Annotated in this window: 15 protein-coding genes and 1 tRNA gene; 13 read left to right on the forward strand and 3 right to left on the reverse strand. The window is 60.3% G+C overall.

The features are described from left to right. Positions 1 to 5 precede the first annotated feature (5 nt). Complete coding sequence (locus tag NDI72_RS11635; protein ID WP_283800539.1) at positions 6 to 1490, reverse strand: TIR domain-containing anti-phage reverse transcriptase; 1485 nt, start codon at positions 1488 to 1490, stop codon at positions 6 to 8. Positions 1491 to 1908: 418 nt separating this feature from the next. Then, positions 1909 to 1998: transfer RNA gene (locus NDI72_RS11640), tRNA-Ser, on the reverse strand. 248 nt (positions 1999 to 2246) lie between these two features. Between NDI72_RS11640 and rplU the strand changes: the two genes are divergently transcribed. The 13 genes from rplU (at position 2247) to NDI72_RS11705 (ending at position 14593) form a co-directional block, all read left to right on the forward strand. Further along, positions 2247 to 2867, forward strand: coding sequence for a 50S ribosomal protein L21 (rplU, locus tag NDI72_RS11645; RefSeq protein WP_113153416.1), 621 nt, complete (start codon positions 2247 to 2249; stop codon positions 2865 to 2867). 79 nt (positions 2868 to 2946) lie between these two features. After that, the gene (rpmA, locus tag NDI72_RS11650; protein WP_113153417.1) at positions 2947 to 3216 is read left to right on the forward strand and encodes a 50S ribosomal protein L27; all 270 of its coding nucleotides are present in this window, start codon (positions 2947 to 2949) and stop codon (positions 3214 to 3216) included. Between the two features lie 121 nt (positions 3217 to 3337). Continuing rightward, entirely contained in the window at positions 3338 to 3931 is a 594-nt protein-coding gene (locus NDI72_RS11655) for a GNAT family N-acetyltransferase (protein WP_206545716.1), read from the forward strand. A 109-nt stretch (positions 3932 to 4040) separates the two neighbouring features. Next, entirely contained in the window at positions 4041 to 5078 is a 1038-nt protein-coding gene (gene obgE / locus NDI72_RS11660; RefSeq protein WP_206545715.1) for a GTPase ObgE, read from the forward strand. Positions 5079 to 5085: 7 nt separating this feature from the next. Next, entirely contained in the window at positions 5086 to 6207 is a 1122-nt protein-coding gene (gene proB / locus NDI72_RS11665; RefSeq protein WP_283800540.1) for a glutamate 5-kinase, read from the forward strand. Between the two features lie 524 nt (positions 6208 to 6731). Continuing rightward, a complete protein-coding gene (locus tag NDI72_RS11670) occupies positions 6732 to 8003 on the forward strand; it encodes a glutamate-5-semialdehyde dehydrogenase (RefSeq protein WP_283800541.1) in 1272 nt (423 codons plus the stop codon). 83 nt (positions 8004 to 8086) lie between these two features. Further along, entirely contained in the window at positions 8087 to 8680 is a 594-nt protein-coding gene (locus NDI72_RS11675) for a nicotinate-nucleotide adenylyltransferase (protein ID WP_206545763.1), read from the forward strand. A 158-nt stretch (positions 8681 to 8838) separates the two neighbouring features. Continuing rightward, the gene (gene rsfS / locus NDI72_RS11680; RefSeq protein WP_206545711.1) at positions 8839 to 9237 is read left to right on the forward strand and encodes a ribosome silencing factor; all 399 of its coding nucleotides are present in this window, start codon (positions 8839 to 8841) and stop codon (positions 9235 to 9237) included. 59 nt (positions 9238 to 9296) lie between these two features. Next, complete coding sequence (gene rlmH / locus NDI72_RS11685; RefSeq protein ID WP_113153423.1) at positions 9297 to 9779, forward strand: 23S rRNA (pseudouridine(1915)-N(3))-methyltransferase RlmH; 483 nt, start codon at positions 9297 to 9299, stop codon at positions 9777 to 9779. 212 nt (positions 9780 to 9991) lie between these two features. Then, the gene (locus NDI72_RS11690) at positions 9992 to 11299 is read left to right on the forward strand and encodes a murein hydrolase activator EnvC family protein (RefSeq protein ID WP_206545709.1); all 1308 of its coding nucleotides are present in this window, start codon (positions 9992 to 9994) and stop codon (positions 11297 to 11299) included. Further along, entirely contained in the window at positions 11289 to 12614 is a 1326-nt protein-coding gene (locus NDI72_RS11695; protein WP_113153425.1) for a S41 family peptidase, read from the forward strand. The genes NDI72_RS11690 and NDI72_RS11695 overlap by 11 nt, the downstream gene beginning before the upstream one ends. A gap of 252 nt (positions 12615 to 12866) precedes the next feature. Next, positions 12867 to 14054: a divergent polysaccharide deacetylase family protein gene (locus NDI72_RS11700; RefSeq protein WP_283800542.1), complete on the forward strand. Its 1188-nt coding sequence runs from the start codon at positions 12867 to 12869 to the stop codon at positions 14052 to 14054. Positions 14055 to 14071: 17 nt separating this feature from the next. Continuing rightward, positions 14072 to 14593: an RNA pyrophosphohydrolase gene (locus NDI72_RS11705; protein WP_113153427.1), complete on the forward strand. Its 522-nt coding sequence runs from the start codon at positions 14072 to 14074 to the stop codon at positions 14591 to 14593. Between the two features lie 22 nt (positions 14594 to 14615). Here the strand turns inward: NDI72_RS11705 and NDI72_RS11710 are convergent, their stop codons facing one another. Next, positions 14616 to 15632, reverse strand: a complete 1017-nt coding sequence (locus NDI72_RS11710) for a M23 family metallopeptidase (RefSeq protein ID WP_283800543.1) — start codon at positions 15630 to 15632, stop codon at positions 14616 to 14618. Positions 15633 to 15715: the final 83 nt, after the last annotated feature.

Here is a 15715-nt window from a genome sequence, read left to right on the forward strand (position 1 = left end):
CGACGTCACACTTTTTGCTTTTTCTCTTCTATGAGAAGAAGGAGTGAATCGGCCACCTTGTCGATAAAAGCAGACTCCGCCGCAACTTCTTGCGGCCATTTTTCGTATAGAGTTTCATTAAGAAGTGGATAATTCTCCTCAACAGAAAAATCACTATCTATAATAGGAAGTATACGCCCTTTTCTTCCAATATTCAAAGAAATCGCACTATTAAGCTCCTTATTCGTCCAGCCTTTCCTAGAGAAGGTTTCTGACAAAAATGGCACGAAATATGTAGATTTAAGAAGACCGTGATTTATACTATCAACTATCGAATCCCCCCAACCTATACTCGTCTCGTCAAAAAAGACTGAAACCCCGAGCCCCTCAAGCCTATCCTTAAGTCGCCTAACCTTTTCCTTATCTTCGCTAGCATGAGACAAAAATACATCAAACTCACGCACCATTTCAGCAACCTTTATTACCCACTCAGGCCCCTTCAAGCCCGCGATTACCGCAGCCTTGCATAACTTGGCCAAGACCGGATCATCCGCTCCGCGAACTTGTCGTATGAAGGAGAGTTGGCCAGAGACATGGCGCCACATTTGAGCACCATCCGCACCACCCCCAAGCCAAACACCCGAAGCCGCACTCGCCCCATATCGCTTGATGGAATGCAACTTCATCCTTAACCGCGAGACGTCGCGACGCCAGACATTCGCCCTTCGATTAACAACAAGCCCCGTAACTTCCTGACGCTCGTATGGGAAAAGGATTCTAGATTTAGAGTGATTTATCTCAAAACCCGAATGCCTAAAAGCCTCGGTAACTGCCCGCCCCAGATGGACAACCCGATTACCAAATTCAGGCTCCCAACTCTGCACTATATCTGCAGGAACCGCCCTCTTACTAGATGAAATTGTAATATCATCAGCATATCTAGTATACCTAAGCTGAGACCTTGAAGCCACCTCCAATAGCCTTTTATCCAAATTATTAGCGATAATATTTGCCAACAAAGGAGATGTTTTAGCCCCCTGCGGGAGCTGGTCTTTATACGTCGTTATTCGAGCAAGAATTGTTGCAACTCGCCCATTAAAACCAAAATAAGACGATAGAAAAAGCCCGCGGACACGCGCAAAGCCTATCGAAGGATAAAAATCCTTAACATCAATATTCAAGACCCATTTTTGTCTCTCATGATATCTGGCATTTGTCAGAAAAGACTCACCCTTTACAAAACCTTTAACATGCTTCTTGGGGACATAACGAGCCGCTATAACCGCAGCCAGACGATCTTGAGAAAGCGCAAGACCTTTCCGCGGCGACGATATATTTCGAACACCCCCTCGCTTCTTACTTATTTCAAACTCGCGGTAGTAGGTTCCATCTGAGGCATGCTGCACCACGTAAAAAAACTTCTCAGGATCCAGCCCGAGCGCATAGGCTACATCCTTAACAGAGTGGGCGATCTGCAGCCGGAAAAGCGGATCGCTGAAGCTATCTAGCATCTCGGTATTTAAGGCTTGGCCCTCGCTCTTTACCTCTCAACGGATTGCCCGCTGGATCACCCCCAGCCGGCGCGGCGTTGTGTACTGACGTTTCTGCGAGTAGCCGTGGATTCAACGGCTCCAACTAGAAGACCAAGCCTCGATCAAATTATACTTCCACACAAAGAAAATTGTCAACCAACAAGCACGCCATCAGCAAACGTTCTCAGCACAATACAATAAATACCGCCCCATCAAATTATAGACTACACCCCAACTTAACCACTATCATAAAACTAAAAGACCGAGCGAGCATAAGTCCCGCTGGCCGCGCAAGACGCATTTCAAGCGAAAGCTATCCAGACTCAAGGAGACGCGCTTAATGCCTTGGAGAAACAAGCCACTCCGAGCAAAGGGCTGGGATTTATGATGATTTAAATGGCGGAGAGGGAGGGATTCGAACCCCCGATACCCTTGCGAGTATGCCGCATTTCGAGTGCGGTGCTTTCAACCACTCAGCCACCTCTCCGCGAGATGCTGGTCTGCTGTTGCCAGCGCGGCGCACTAGATAACCGGTCACCGCCTCCGACACAAGAGCCAATCTGCGGCATTTTCAACCCGTCAACTTGACCTTGTGGCAAGCTTCCGTTATGGACACGCGTCCTGCGACGTGGGAAAGCCCTGCGCCGCATGGCGTTTAACCCTCAGGACTGACAAAAAGACGGCAGGCCACAAAGTCGTGGACCAAAGCCGGACCGGACACCGAAAGGAAAAAAGATGTTCGCAGTCATTAAAACCGGCGGCAAGCAGTACCGCGTTTCCGCCAACGACCTGCTTCAGGTCGAACTCATCGCCGGCGAGCCCGGTGAGATCATTCAGTTTGCAGACGTTCTCGCCGTTGGCGAGGGCGAAGACGTCGCGTTCGGCGCGCCGCTCGTTGAAGGCGCCAGCGTGGCTGCCGAAGTGGTCGAGCAGGGCCGCGGCAAGAAGGTCATCGCGTTCAAGAAGCGTCGCCGCCAGAATTCGCGCCGCAAGCGCGGTCATCGTCAGCTTCTGACCACCGTGCGGATCTCCGAGATCCTGACGGGCGGTGCGAAGCCGTCGAAGAAGGCAGCCGCCAAGAAAGAAGCCGCGCCGAAGAAGGCCGAAGCAAAGACGGAAGCGCCCGCAGCGGCAGCGCCGCTCTTCACCGCTCCGGCAGGCGAGCCCGACGATCTGACGAAGATCAAGGGCATCGGCCCGGTCGCAGCCGGCCAGCTCGCCGAGCAGGGCATCACCACCTACGCTCAGGTGGCCGCCCTCACCGACGAGGACGTGGTGCGCATCGATGAGGCCATGCCGTTCAGCGCCGACCAGATCAAGGACTGGCGCGAGCAGGCCGCAGAACTGGCGAAATAATCGCCGCAGGGTTGAAATCGGGCGCCTGACGGCGCAATAGGAATACGAGCGCTCTCAAGGGCGCAAAGGAGCAAGCGAAATGGCACACAAAAAAGCTGGTGGTTCGTCGCGCAACGGTCGCGATTCCGAGTCCAAACGCCTTGGTGTGAAGAAGTTCGGCGGCGAGCAGGTTCGCGCCGGCAACATCATCATCCGTCAGCGCGGCACGAAATGGCATCCCGGCACCAATGTCGGCATGGGCAAAGATCATACGATTTTTGCGCTTGAGGCTGGTTCCGTGTCCTTTGCCAAGAAGGCAAACGGCCGAACGTACGTATCTGTAAACCCAATTCTGGAAGCCGCGGAATAGCCGGTCCGCGCACCAAACACCGGCGACCCATCTCGGGGACCGGTGTCTGGACATTCCGGAAATAGGTTCAAAAAGGGGAGATGGGTCGCCATCTCCCCTTTTCTATTGTCCGGAGGAAAAAATGGTCGCCGAAAGTGAAGACATCGAGGGTGAAAGTCCCAGCGTCAGCATAGATTGTCCCGTTCTGGTCACGGAACGCCTCGTCCTGCGCATCCCGCGCGATGACGATGTGACCGAGCTGGTGGAACTCGCCAACAACCGGCATCTGGCCGAAATGCTCGGCCGTCTGCCCAATCCCTATCGCGTTGCCGACGCACACAGTTTTCTGTCCAGCATCCGCGCCGGCGCGATCAGCGGCTGCACCTATGCCATCACCCTGTCCGAAAGCGGCGCCTTCATCGGCTGCGCGGGGCTGGAAAACCGCGCCCACGGTCTTGAGATGGGATACTGGATCGGCGAACCCTACTGGGGGCGCGGCTACGCAACGGAGGCGGCCCACGCCCTGGTGGACCTCGCCTTCCGCGCCACGGATATCGACCGGCTCAATGTTTCCTGCCGCGTCACCAACACCGCCTCGCGCCGCGTCATTCACAAATGCGGTTTCCAGTTTGCCGGTCAGGGCATGATGGATTCCGTGGTGGCCGGCCGGGTGCCCGTCGAGCGCTACCAGCTCGACCGCCGCACCTGGGTCAGCCTCAGGAGCTGGGGCGCATAAGAAATTGATACGAGAGCAGGCAGGCACGCGCGCCCTGTCTGCTCTCGCACTTCAGCGCGCAATGCTGTAGACGGTTCAGCGCAACGTTACGGAAAGACGGTCCAAAACCATGAAATTTCTCGATCAGGCCAAAGTCTATATCCGCTCCGGCGATGGCGGCGCGGGTTCCGTTTCGTTCCGACGCGAGAAATATATCGAGTTCGGCGGTCCCGATGGCGGCGATGGCGGGCGTGGCGGCGATGTCTGGGTGGAGGCCGTTCAGGGTCTCAACACGCTCATCGACTATCGCTACCAGCAGCATTTCAAGGCCCAGACCGGCGTGCACGGCATGGGCCGCAACCGCACCGGCGCGAAGGGCGGCGACGCCATTCTCAAAGTGCCGGCCGGCACCCAGGTCTTCGAGGAAGACAATGAAACGCTGATCTGCGATCTGACCGAGATCGGCCAGCGCTTCAGGCTGGCCAGCGGCGGCAATGGCGGCTTCGGCAACCAGCACTTCAAATCCTCCACCAACCAGGCGCCGCGCCGGGCCAATCCCGGCCTGCCAGGTGAGGAAGCGTGGATCTGGCTTCGCCTCAAGCTCATTGCCGATGCCGGGCTCGTCGGCCTGCCCAATGCCGGCAAGTCCACCTTCCTGGCCACCGTCACGGCAGCCAAACCGAAGATCGCCGACTATCCGTTCACGACGCTGCACCCCAATCTCGGCGTGGTGCGCATCGACGCGCGCGAATTCGTCATGGCCGACATTCCCGGCCTGATCGAGGGCGCGCATGCGGGCGTCGGCATTGGCGACCGCTTCCTCGGCCATGTGGAGCGCACCCGCGTTCTGCTGCATCTCGTTTCCGCACGCGAGGAAGACCCGGCCGCCGTCTACAAGACCATTCGCGGCGAGCTTTCCGCCTATGGCCACGGCCTCACCGACAAGACCGAAGTGGTCGCACTCAGCCAGGTAGATCTTCTGGACGAGGACGCCCGCGCCGAGAAGCAGGCCGCCCTTGCAGAGGCCTGCGGAAAGACGCCCCTCCTCCTGTCTTCCGCCACCGGCGAAGGCGTGCAGGAGGTGCTGCGCGCCCTGATGAAGATCATCCAGGACGCCCGCGCCGAAGAAGAAAACGCCGATGCGGTTGATGAGCGCTGGCAGAAATAGGCAGACCATGACCCGCCCCGCGCTCAACAGTCACCGTCGCATCACGGTCAAAATCGGCTCCGCCCTTCTGGTGGACCGCAAAAAGGGTTTGAAGCGCGAATGGCTTTCCGCGCTTGTCGATGACATCGCCGATCTCAATGCCGATGGCGTCGAGGTTCTGGTGGTGTCGTCCGGCGCCATCGCGCTTGGCCGCACCATCCTCGGCATCGAGCGGCGCACGCTGAAGCTGGAAGAAAGCCAGGCCGCGGCTTCCGTGGGACAGATCGCGCTCGCCGGCGCATGGGACGAGGAGCTGCGCAAGCGCGGGCTCAAATCGGGCCAGATCCTCGTCACGCTCGGCGATACGGAAGAGCGTCGCCGCTATCTCAATGTGCGCGCCACCGTCTCCACCCTTCTCAAGATGGGCGTCGTACCCGTCATCAACGAAAACGACACGGTCGCCACCAGCGAAATCCGCTATGGCGACAATGATCGCCTCGCCGCCCGCGTCGCCACCATGCTCGGCGCTGACCTTCTGGTTCTGCTCTCCGATGTGGACGGGCTCTACACCGCGCCGCCGGCCAGCGATCCCGATGCGCAGTTCATCCGCGTGGTCGACGCCATCACGCCGCAGATCGAGGCCATGGCCGGCGCTGCTGCTTCCGAGCTTTCGCGCGGCGGCATGCGCACCAAGCTCGACGCCGGGCGCATCGCCACGGCGGCTGGCACGTCCATGATCATCGCCTCGGGCACACGGCTCAATCCGCTGGCCGCGATCGACAGCGACGCCCGCTCCACCCTCTTCAGGGCAAGCACGACACCCGTGCGCGCCTACAAGACATGGATCGCCGGCCAGCTTGAGCCCGCCGGCACAATCGGCGTGGATGCCGGCGCGGTTCTGGCGCTTGCTGCCGGAAACTCGCTTCTGCCAGCGGGCGTCACACAGGTTTCGGGCAGTTTCGCCCGTGGCGACACGGTTGCCATTCACGGCCCCGACGGGCGCGAGGTCGCCCGTGGACTGGTTGCCTATGATGCCGCCGATGCCGTAAAAATCGCCGGCCTGAAAACTAGCGAAATCGGCAAGGCTCTGGGCTACGAAGCACGCAGCTCCCTGATTCACCGGGACGACTTGGTATTGGGGAGGGGATAGCTAGGATGTATCGGCGACCTTCATCAAACGTGGAGCAGAGCGAGCAAGCCGATGCAAAAGCTCTTCGGAAGATCACTGCAGCCATAGTATTTTCTACGGCAATTATTTTTTTTAAAAAACTCAAAAACGACAAAGATTCAATATCTTTTTTGGGATTTAGCTTCGAATCAATAGAGCATAGCCACGTTATAGGACTTATATATGCAATTATATTAATAAATATATTGATGTTTATGCATTATACAATGACAATATTTGCCTTTGGTCCATACAAATTACAATTAAAACTCTCAGAGAGATTAATATACGGAATAAGAAATCTGTTAAGCGCAAAATACAAACCAAGAGCAGCAAAAAAAAATTGTACGCTTCATAATAACGCTTGCAATGCTCCCCTCAGTCATAGCTGCAATATTGGGGTTATACGTTATATCACTCGGCCTATATCTCGGATTTAGCGACTTCATAAAATTGATCGAAGCAGTATGGACATGACCCCCTCTAACTCTCAAATTGAAGCACAGATGCCTAGAACACCGGACATCGCCGCGCTGATGAACGATCTCGGTGCGCGCGCCCGCGCCGCCGCCGGCCCGTTGTCCATCGCCACGCCAGACGAGAAGAACGCCGCGCTGGAAGCCATGGCCGATGCGCTCACGCGCAATGAGGCGGCGATCCTTGAGGCCAACCGCGAAGACATGGCGCGCGGCGAGGAAGCCGGCCTGTCGCCTGCCCTCCTCGACCGGCTGAAGCTTGATCCCGCGCGCATCGCCGCCATTGCAGAGGGCATGCGCGCCATCGCCGCGCTGAAAGACCCGGTCGGCAGCGTGATCGCCGCATGGGATCGCCCCAACGGTCTTCAGATCGAGCGCGTGCGCACGCCGCTCGGCGTCATCGGCGTCATCTATGAAAGCCGCCCCAACGTGACCGCCGATGCCGGCGCGCTGTGCCTCAAGGCCGGCAATGCGGTGATCCTGCGCGGCGGTTCCGATTCCGCGCGCTCGTCCGCCGCCATCCATGCCTGCCTCGTCGAAGGACTTGAGAAGGCCGGCCTGCCCGCCGACGCCATCCAGCGCGTGCCGGTCACCGACCGCGCCGCCGTTGGCGAGATGCTGAAAGGCCTCGGCGGCAATGTCGACGTCATCGTGCCCCGCGGCGGGCGCAGCCTCGTCGAGCGCGTCCAGAGCGATGCGCGTGTCCCCGTTTTCTCCCATCTGGAAGGCATCTGCCACCTTTACCTCGACCGCTCGGCCGACACCGACATGGCGGTCTCCATCGCCGTCAACGCCAAGATGCGGCGCACCGGCATCTGCGGCGCGGCTGAAACGCTGCTGTTGGATCGCGCTGCGGCCGACCGCCTTCTCACGCCCGTTCTGACCGCGCTGCAAGAAGCCGGCTGCGCCATTCGCGGCGATGAAGAGGTCTGCGCCCGCTTTGCTTCGGCAACACCCGCGACCGAAGAGGACTGGGGCACGGAATATCTCGACGCCATCATTTCGGTGAAGCTGGTCGACGGGGTCGATGAAGCCATCCGCCATATCGGCACATGGTCCTCGCACCATACCGAGGCCGTCGTCGCGGAAGATGCGGCAGCCGTTGAGCGCTTCTTCAACGAGATCGATTCCGCCATTCTGCTGCACAACGCCTCCACCCAGTTCGCCGATGGCGGCGAGTTCGGCATGGGCGCGGAGATCGGCATTGCCACCGGCAAGATGCATGCGCGCGGGCCGGTGGGCGTCGAACAGCTCACCTCGTTCAAATATCGCGTTCGCGGCTCCGGCCAGACCCGGCCCTGAGCGGCCGCTTCGCGATGCAGCAGTCCGACGAGAACAGCACGATCAGCACGCCGACGCCATCGGTGCCGGCGCGCTATCTGCGCATGCCGCATGTGGAACGCGGCATGGCGGTCGGCCTGTTTGGCGGCTCGTTCAACCCGCCCCATGCCGGTCATGCGCTGGTGGCTGAGATCGCCATGCGGCGGTTACGGCTCGACCAGCTCTGGTGGATCGTCACCCCCGGCAATCCGCTGAAGAGCCATCGCGAACTCGCACCTCTTGCCGAACGGATCGCCCTTTCGGAGAAATGCACCACCGACCCGCGCGTGAAGGTCACCGCATTCGAGGCCGGCCACCGCGTCCGCTTCACGGCGGATACGATCAAGCTGGTTCAGGCGCGCAATCACGGCGTGAACTTCGTCTGGATCATGGGGGCGGACAGCCTGCGCGACTTCCATCGCTGGGAGCGCTGGCGCGATATCGCGCAGTCCATGCCCATCGCCGTGATCGACCGTCCGGGCGCAACGCTCGCCTTTCTCTCATCCACCATGGCGAAGACATTCGACCATGCCCGCATAGACGAGGACGACGCGCCGATCCTCGCCAGAAGCAAGCCGCCGGCCTGGACATTCATCCACGGTCCGCGCTCCCCGCTCTCCTCGACCGCAATCAGAAATGCGGCAAAAGGGGCGCAATAACCGCTAAAGCTCGCAAAACATGTGATCGGCGGATGTCTTGAAACTGTAAGGAGACTCTGCCTATCTATTGGATACCGTAGGACATGCGTCCACGGTGAGCTTGTTCTTATTGGAAAGGAAAGACACTGAGAACAGCAACCACGAAGAAGGCCGACACCGTGCCTTCGCCGGCCGAGGCCAGCCGAAACCTGGTTTCCCAGGCCGTTGAAACAGCCCTCACGAGTCTTGAAGACTCGAAGGCGGAAAACATCGTCTCCATCGACATCCAGGGCAAGTCCCCGCTCGCCGATCACATGATCATCGCGTCGGGACGCTCGCATCGACACGTCGCTGCGGTCGCGGATCACCTGATCCGTGCCTTGAAGGAAGCCGGCTGCGGCAATGCAAAGGTCGAAGGCCTTGCAAGCGCCGACTGGGTTCTGGTCGATACGGGCGACATCGTCGTTCATGTCTTCCGTCCGGAAGTTCGGGAATTCTACAACATCGAAAAGATGTGGCAGACGCCCGATCTTGAGCCCGGTCTTGAGCCCGGTCTTGAGGATGAAACGGTTCACTGACCGCCGTCTTTTTTGACGGCGTTTGTGGGCTCCTCCGCCCACCGGGCAGAGAGGCTGGAATGCATATTGGGATTTGCGCCGTGGGCCGGATGAAAGCCGGCCCCGAGAGGGATCTGGCGGACCGTTATCTGGACCGCTTCTCCAAGGGCGGCCCGGCCATCGGGCTTGAATTCTCCGGCGTCAGCGAGATCGCTGAAAGCCGCGCCAAATCCACCGACGAAAGACGGCGCGAAGAGAGCCGCAAGATCGCGCAGATGCGCCCGGAAGGCTCGGCGCTCTTCCTGCTCGACGAACGCGGCAAGAACCTCACCTCCCGGGAACTGAGCCAGGCCATCGCGGATCTGCGTGATGAAGGCCGGCGGCATCTTTCCATCGTCATTGGCGGGCCGGACGGGCACGATCCCGAGTTGCGGCGCATGGCAGACCGGACCATCGCGTTCGGCGCGCAGACATGGCCGCACCAGATCGTTCGGGTGATGCTGGCCGAACAGATCTACCGTGTTTCCACCATTCTTTCAGGCCATCCCTATCATCGGGACTGAACGGCTCCACGAACAGTTCGGTGCGCCCGGATGGGCGCTCAGACGGACGCACGGCGATCAGGCAAGCCGGCGCAACCCGCCTGCATTGACAACGGGGAAAACACAACCAAAAATTGCGCGGCAATTCCCGTATGGTTGATGCTTCCTTAAGAAAGCGACGCCTATACTGCCCGAATGCGATTTCCCGACCGCGCGAAAACAGCAGACCAAGGATGATGAAAGCGCACATGCCGCGCCCGCCCTTTTCCAGGATCAGGACAGCAGCAGCCGCTGCGACCTGCCTTTGCGTCCTGACCGCCTACGCCGCGGCGCAGGACGGCATAGAGGTTCTGGAAACGCAGCATGGCAAGACGCAGACCGAATTTCAGGACATCAACCGCGAGATGGCGCTGACCGAGCAGCGCCTCGCCGAAATCGCATCCGAGATCGACGCCATCAAGGATGACAATGCGGCCATCACCGCAGCCCTCATCCAGGCCGCCAAGACCGAGCGCAAGCTTAGCGAAGACATCGACGCCATTTCGCTGCGTCTCACGGAACTGCGCCATCAGGAAGGCTATCTGCGCGAATCGCTGCAATCGCGCCGCGGCGTTCTGGCCGAGGTTCTCGCAGCGCTCCAGCGCATGGGCCTGAACCCGCCACCGGCAATTCTCGTGCGCCCGGAAGACGCGCTCGCCTCCGTGCGCAGCGCCATTCTGCTCGGCGCGGTCGTGCCGGAGCTGCGGGTCGAGACGGAAATCCTCATCGGCGACCTGAAAGACCTCTCGCGCATCGTCACATCCATCGAAAGCGAGCGCGACAAACTTCAAAAAACCGTGACCGAACAGGTCGAGGAAAAGAAACGCCTGTCGCTTCTGCTTGATGAAAAGAAGCGCCTGCAGCAGGATGCCGAAAGCCGCATGGCCACCGAGCAGCGCGAAGCCGAGGCGCTGGCCGCCCGCGCCACCAGCCTGCAGGAGCTGATCGGCTCGCTGGAAACCGAGATCGCATCCCTGCGCAAGGCCGAGGCAGAGCGCGCAAGGCGCCTTAATCAGCCGACTTCGCCGGAACACCGGCTAAGTGCCGGCGCATCCTTCGCCAAGCGCACGGGCGGCGTGGCCCTGCCCGTGTCCGGCCAGTTCGGAGCGCGATTCGGTGAAGATGACGACACCGGGGCGCGCCTTCAGGGCGACATTCTAAGAACACAATCGGGCGCAATCGTTACCGCGCCTGCGGGGGCGACGGTTCTGTACGCGGGACCGTTCCGTTCCTATGGTCAGCTATTGATACTCAACGCCGGCGACGGTTATCATATCGTGCTTGCCGGCTTAGAGAAGGTAAGCGTGACGCTGGGGCAATCCGTTTTGGCGGGCGAACCAATCGGCATGATGGGGGATGCTCGCCTGGCAAGCATCGCAGGACCGGGGACTGAGAACGTCACACCGGAGCTGTATGTGGAGTTCAGGAAGAACGGAAAACCGATCAATCCTAAACCCTGGTGGGCTCCGGGACACTCTGGAAGGACAGGAAATGAAACGTAACTTGTCGCTATTGTTTGCCGGCGCCCTGATGGGCGCCTCTGCGGTCTCGCTCCTTCACGGTACGAGTGGCTTCTCTGCGAACGCCGCCGGTTCCGAGACCTACCGGCAACTCGCGATCTTCGGCGACATCTTCGAGCGTGTGCGCGCCCAGTATGTGACCCCGCCGGATGACAAGAAGCTGGTGGAGAGCGCCATCAACGGCATGCTCACCTCGCTCGACCCGCATTCGTCCTATCTCGACGCGGACGCCGCCAAGGACATGCGCGTGCAGACCAAGGGCGAGTTCGGCGGCCTCGGCATCGAAGTCACCATGGACAGCGAGCTGGTCAAGGTGGTTGCGCCCATCGACGACACGCCCGCCGCACGCGCCGGCGTTCTGGCCGGTGACCTGATCTCCGCCATCGATGGCGAGGAAGTGCGCGGCATGTCGCTCAACGACGCCGTCGACAAGATGCGCGGCGCGGTCAACACGCCCATCGAACTCACCATCATTCGCGAAGGTGCGGACAAGCCCATCGATCTCACCATCGTGCGCGACATCATCAAGGTGAAGGCGGTCAAATACCGCGTCGAAGAGGATGTCGGCTATCTGAAGATCACCTCCTTCACGGAGAAGACCTTCGATGACCTGATGACCGCCATCGACACGATCAGCGAAGAAGTGCCGGACGATCAGCTCAAGGGCTATGTGCTCGACCTGCGCCTCAATCCGGGCGGCCTGCTTGATCAGGCAGTCAGCGTCTCCGACGCCTTCCTGGATCGCGGCGAGATCGTCTCCACCCGCGGCCGCGAGGCCAATGAGATTGCCCGCTTTGATTCGCGGCCCGGCGATGTTCTGAACGGCAAACCGGTCATCGTGCTCATCAATGGCGGCTCGGCCAGTGCTTCGGAAATCGTTGCCGGCGCGCTGCAGGACCACCGCCGTGCGACGGTTCTGGGTACCCAGTCCTTTGGCAAGGGCTCGGTCCAGACGATCATCCCGCTCGGCGAGAACGGCGCTCTGCGCCTCACCACCGCGCTCTACTACACGCCGTCCGGCGAATCGATCCAGGGCAAGGGCATCACGCCCGACATCAAGGTCGATCAGCCCCTGCCCGAGGAATTACAGGGCCGGGATCTGCGCCGGGGCGAGTCCGACCTGCGCGGTCACATCAAGGGTGAGGAAGAAAGCGACGAGGGTTCCGGCTCCATCGCCTATGTGCCGCCGGAGCCCAAGGACGACATGCAGCTCAAGGCAGCGCTTGAACTGCTGCGCGGCGAGAAAACCGATCCCGCTTTCCCGCCAAATCCCGACAAGGCGGTCATGAACCGCTAGAGCCATTTCAGGAAAAGGGGAAACCGGATTCCACTTTTCGGTCCGATGCTCTAAACATCTTTTGTCACCGCCGGTTTCTCGCAAACCGGCGGTGACATTCTGGCGACACAGACCGCCAGTAACACGAATTTTGCGCATGGCTGCCTTCTGGCCGCCCTACGTTTGGAAAGACAGAATTTTGACGCCGCGTCCGCCTTCTTAGAAGACGAGGACCGGTCTGGTTTCTGGCCTCGGCCATCGTGACGGGTGGGTATGACTTCCGGGAAAAAAGACATCGATCGCCCGCTGGGCCACGACAAGCGCCCGAACAAGCGCCCAGACAAGCCTAAGCGCCGGGGCGCCTTCACCACCGGCCGCATCGTCACCGCTCTCGCCGCCATTGCGGTTCTCGGCACGTCCACGGCTGTCGCCCTGCGCGATCGCCCTTTCCGCAGCCCTTCTCCTGTCTCCGTCACGTCACCCGTGGAAGAGACCGTCGTGCGGTCCTCCGGGTCTGACACGGCAACGGCCACGCCCGCATCCGGCGCGCCCGATGCATCGATCACCCGTCTTCAGCCGGAAGAAACGTCCGAAAACGGCGTCATCATCATTCGCGATCCTTCGGCCATGGGCCAGCATCCGCGTCTGGCGCATCTGCCCGACCGGGCGCTGATCGAGGAGTCCGAGACAGGCCCCCTGCCCGTGCGCGATGCCGGCGGCCGGCGGCCCTTCGATGTTTATGCCCGCTCCTGGTCGGGCACGCGGGGCGCGCGCATCGCCATCATCATCGGCGGGCTGGGCCTTTCGCAGACAACCACGGAATACGCCATCGAGACGCTCCGCCCGGAGATCACCCTGGCGTTCGCACCGGCGGGCAACAGCCTGTCACGCTGGATGCAGCAGGCCCGCAAGGAAGGCCATGAGGTCATTCTGCAGGTGCCCATGGAGCCCTTCGGTTATCCGACGCAGAACCCGGGCCGCAACACGCTCACGCTGGATGCATCCCCCAGCCAGAACATGTCGCGCATGCGCTGGGCGCTTTCCCGCCTCACCAACTATACGGGCGTGATGAACTATATGGGCGGACGCTTCACGGCCGATGACGAAGCCATGGGCGATGTCATGGCGGAGCTTGGCCAGCGCGGTCTGATGTATATTGATGATGGCACATCCGCGCGCAGCGTCGCGCAGGATCTCGCCCTTCAGGAGGGCGTTCCTTTTGCCGCGTCCGACGCACTCATCGACCCGACCGGCAAGAACCGTCGCCCCGAGCGCGCCGAAATCCTCAAGAAACTTGATGAACTCGAGCGCATCGCACGCGCCAGAGGCTACGCCATCGGCACAGGCTCTGCATTCGACGAGACCATCGACGCCGTAGCGTCATGGTCCAATGAAGTCACCGGACGCGGAATCGAGCTCGTTCCCGTCTCGGCCGTCGCCGCCGATCCTCAACCACGATAGAAACGGAAATCGTCCGCATGGCCGAGAACACAAAGAACGCAGCCGATCTGCCCTATCGCCCCTGCGTGGGCATCATGGTGCTCAACGACAGGGGCCTTGCCTGGGCGGGCCGCCGCATCGTTCAGCCCGAAACGGATGAGTTATCCGGCGCAACACAACTCTGGCAGATGCCCCAGGGCGGCGTCGACAAAGGCGAAGAGCCCCGCGAGGCGGCCTATCGCGAACTCTATGAAGAGACCGGCATGAAGTCCGTGTCGCTTCTCGCCGAAACGCCCGACTGGATCACCTACGAACTGCCCGAACATCTCCTTGGCATAGCCCTCAAGGGAAAATATCGCGGGCAGAAGCAGAAGTGGTTCGCCTTCCGCTTTGAAGGCCCCGATTCGGAGATCGCCATCAACCCGCCGCCCGGCGGACATGAAGCCGAGTTCGACATGTGGGAATGGAAGCCGATGACCGATCTGCCGGGTCTGATCGTTCCCTTCAAGCGTAAGGTCTATGAGAGCGTCGTCTCCGCCTTCCGCCACCTCGCACCCTGAGGCGTCCCGGCACTTTCGCCAGCTACTTCTGGATAGCTTCAACGGCGATCACGGTCTGCCCGCGGACCGGTTCGCCGCGCAGCTTCAATGCTCCATTGGCGCGATAGTTCTGAAACTGCGCCGGCAAACCCTTTCCCGCACCCAATTCCGGTGTCGTCTGCATATGCACGTGAAGGTGGGGCTCTGACGAGTTCCCGCTGTTGCCACAGCGGCCGATCTCCTGCCCCTCATCGACATGCTCCCCGCCGCTCACGGCAACCGAGCCGTTGCGCAGATGCGCCAGGAAGATGAACTCTTCATTGCCCAGATCAAGCACCACATGGTTGCCCGCCGGCCGGTCTGCATCCATCTCGCCCAGAGGCTGGTCCGGCAGCCCGTCAACACGGGCAACGACCGTGCCCTCTGCCGGCGCCAGAATGGGCTCGTCCCAGCAGTAATAGTCCGTGAGCGCCGTACCATCCCCCGTGTGGGTTTTGCCCGCGCGCTGGATTACGAAGTCATAGGCAAAGCGCTGGCCCTCATCTGCGGCATGGTAGTTTTCTTCCACCGAGCGCCCACCCCAGAAGACCTTCCAGTAGCCGGCGAAGGGCAGACGCAGCGCAGCCTGTGTCTGATAGTCGAGATAGGCGGAATCCGCCTCCACGGGCACACGCCGCACGTAAAAGCCCTCGATCCCGTCATCCTGACCGAAGCTCCATTGCCAGATGAGATCCGAACCGTTCTCGTGCCCGGCACGGCGGCGGTAGGTCCGCAGTCCGTCTTTCTCTTCCGTCAGCTCTTCATGAACCGACACTTCGGGGCCGTAGGCGCTGTTGATGGACGCCTGAAACCCTTTCAGATGATAGAGATCGCCAAGCGCCGACTGCATTCGCTCCGACATGTGCTGCCAGACCTCTTCAGCGGACCCTTTCTGGAAGATGTCGGTAAATTGCCGGCCAAGCGTGGCCGTTTTCGGATCAAGTTCCTCCGCCACGCCCGGGCTCGCAGCCACAACGACCATGAGCCAGCAAAGAAACCGCACCACCCTGCGCAATGCCATGAAGTATACCCCTGCCTTTCACAATAGAAAGCAGGCTAACAAAAAAGCCGGGCATTGGCCCGGCTGTTTTCGCACCATATACG

Origin of the sequence: Nitratireductor sp. GZWM139, from assembly GCF_030068685.1 — a bacterium.
Taxonomy (GTDB): Bacteria; Pseudomonadota; Alphaproteobacteria; order Rhizobiales; family Rhizobiaceae; genus Nitratireductor; species Nitratireductor aquimarinus.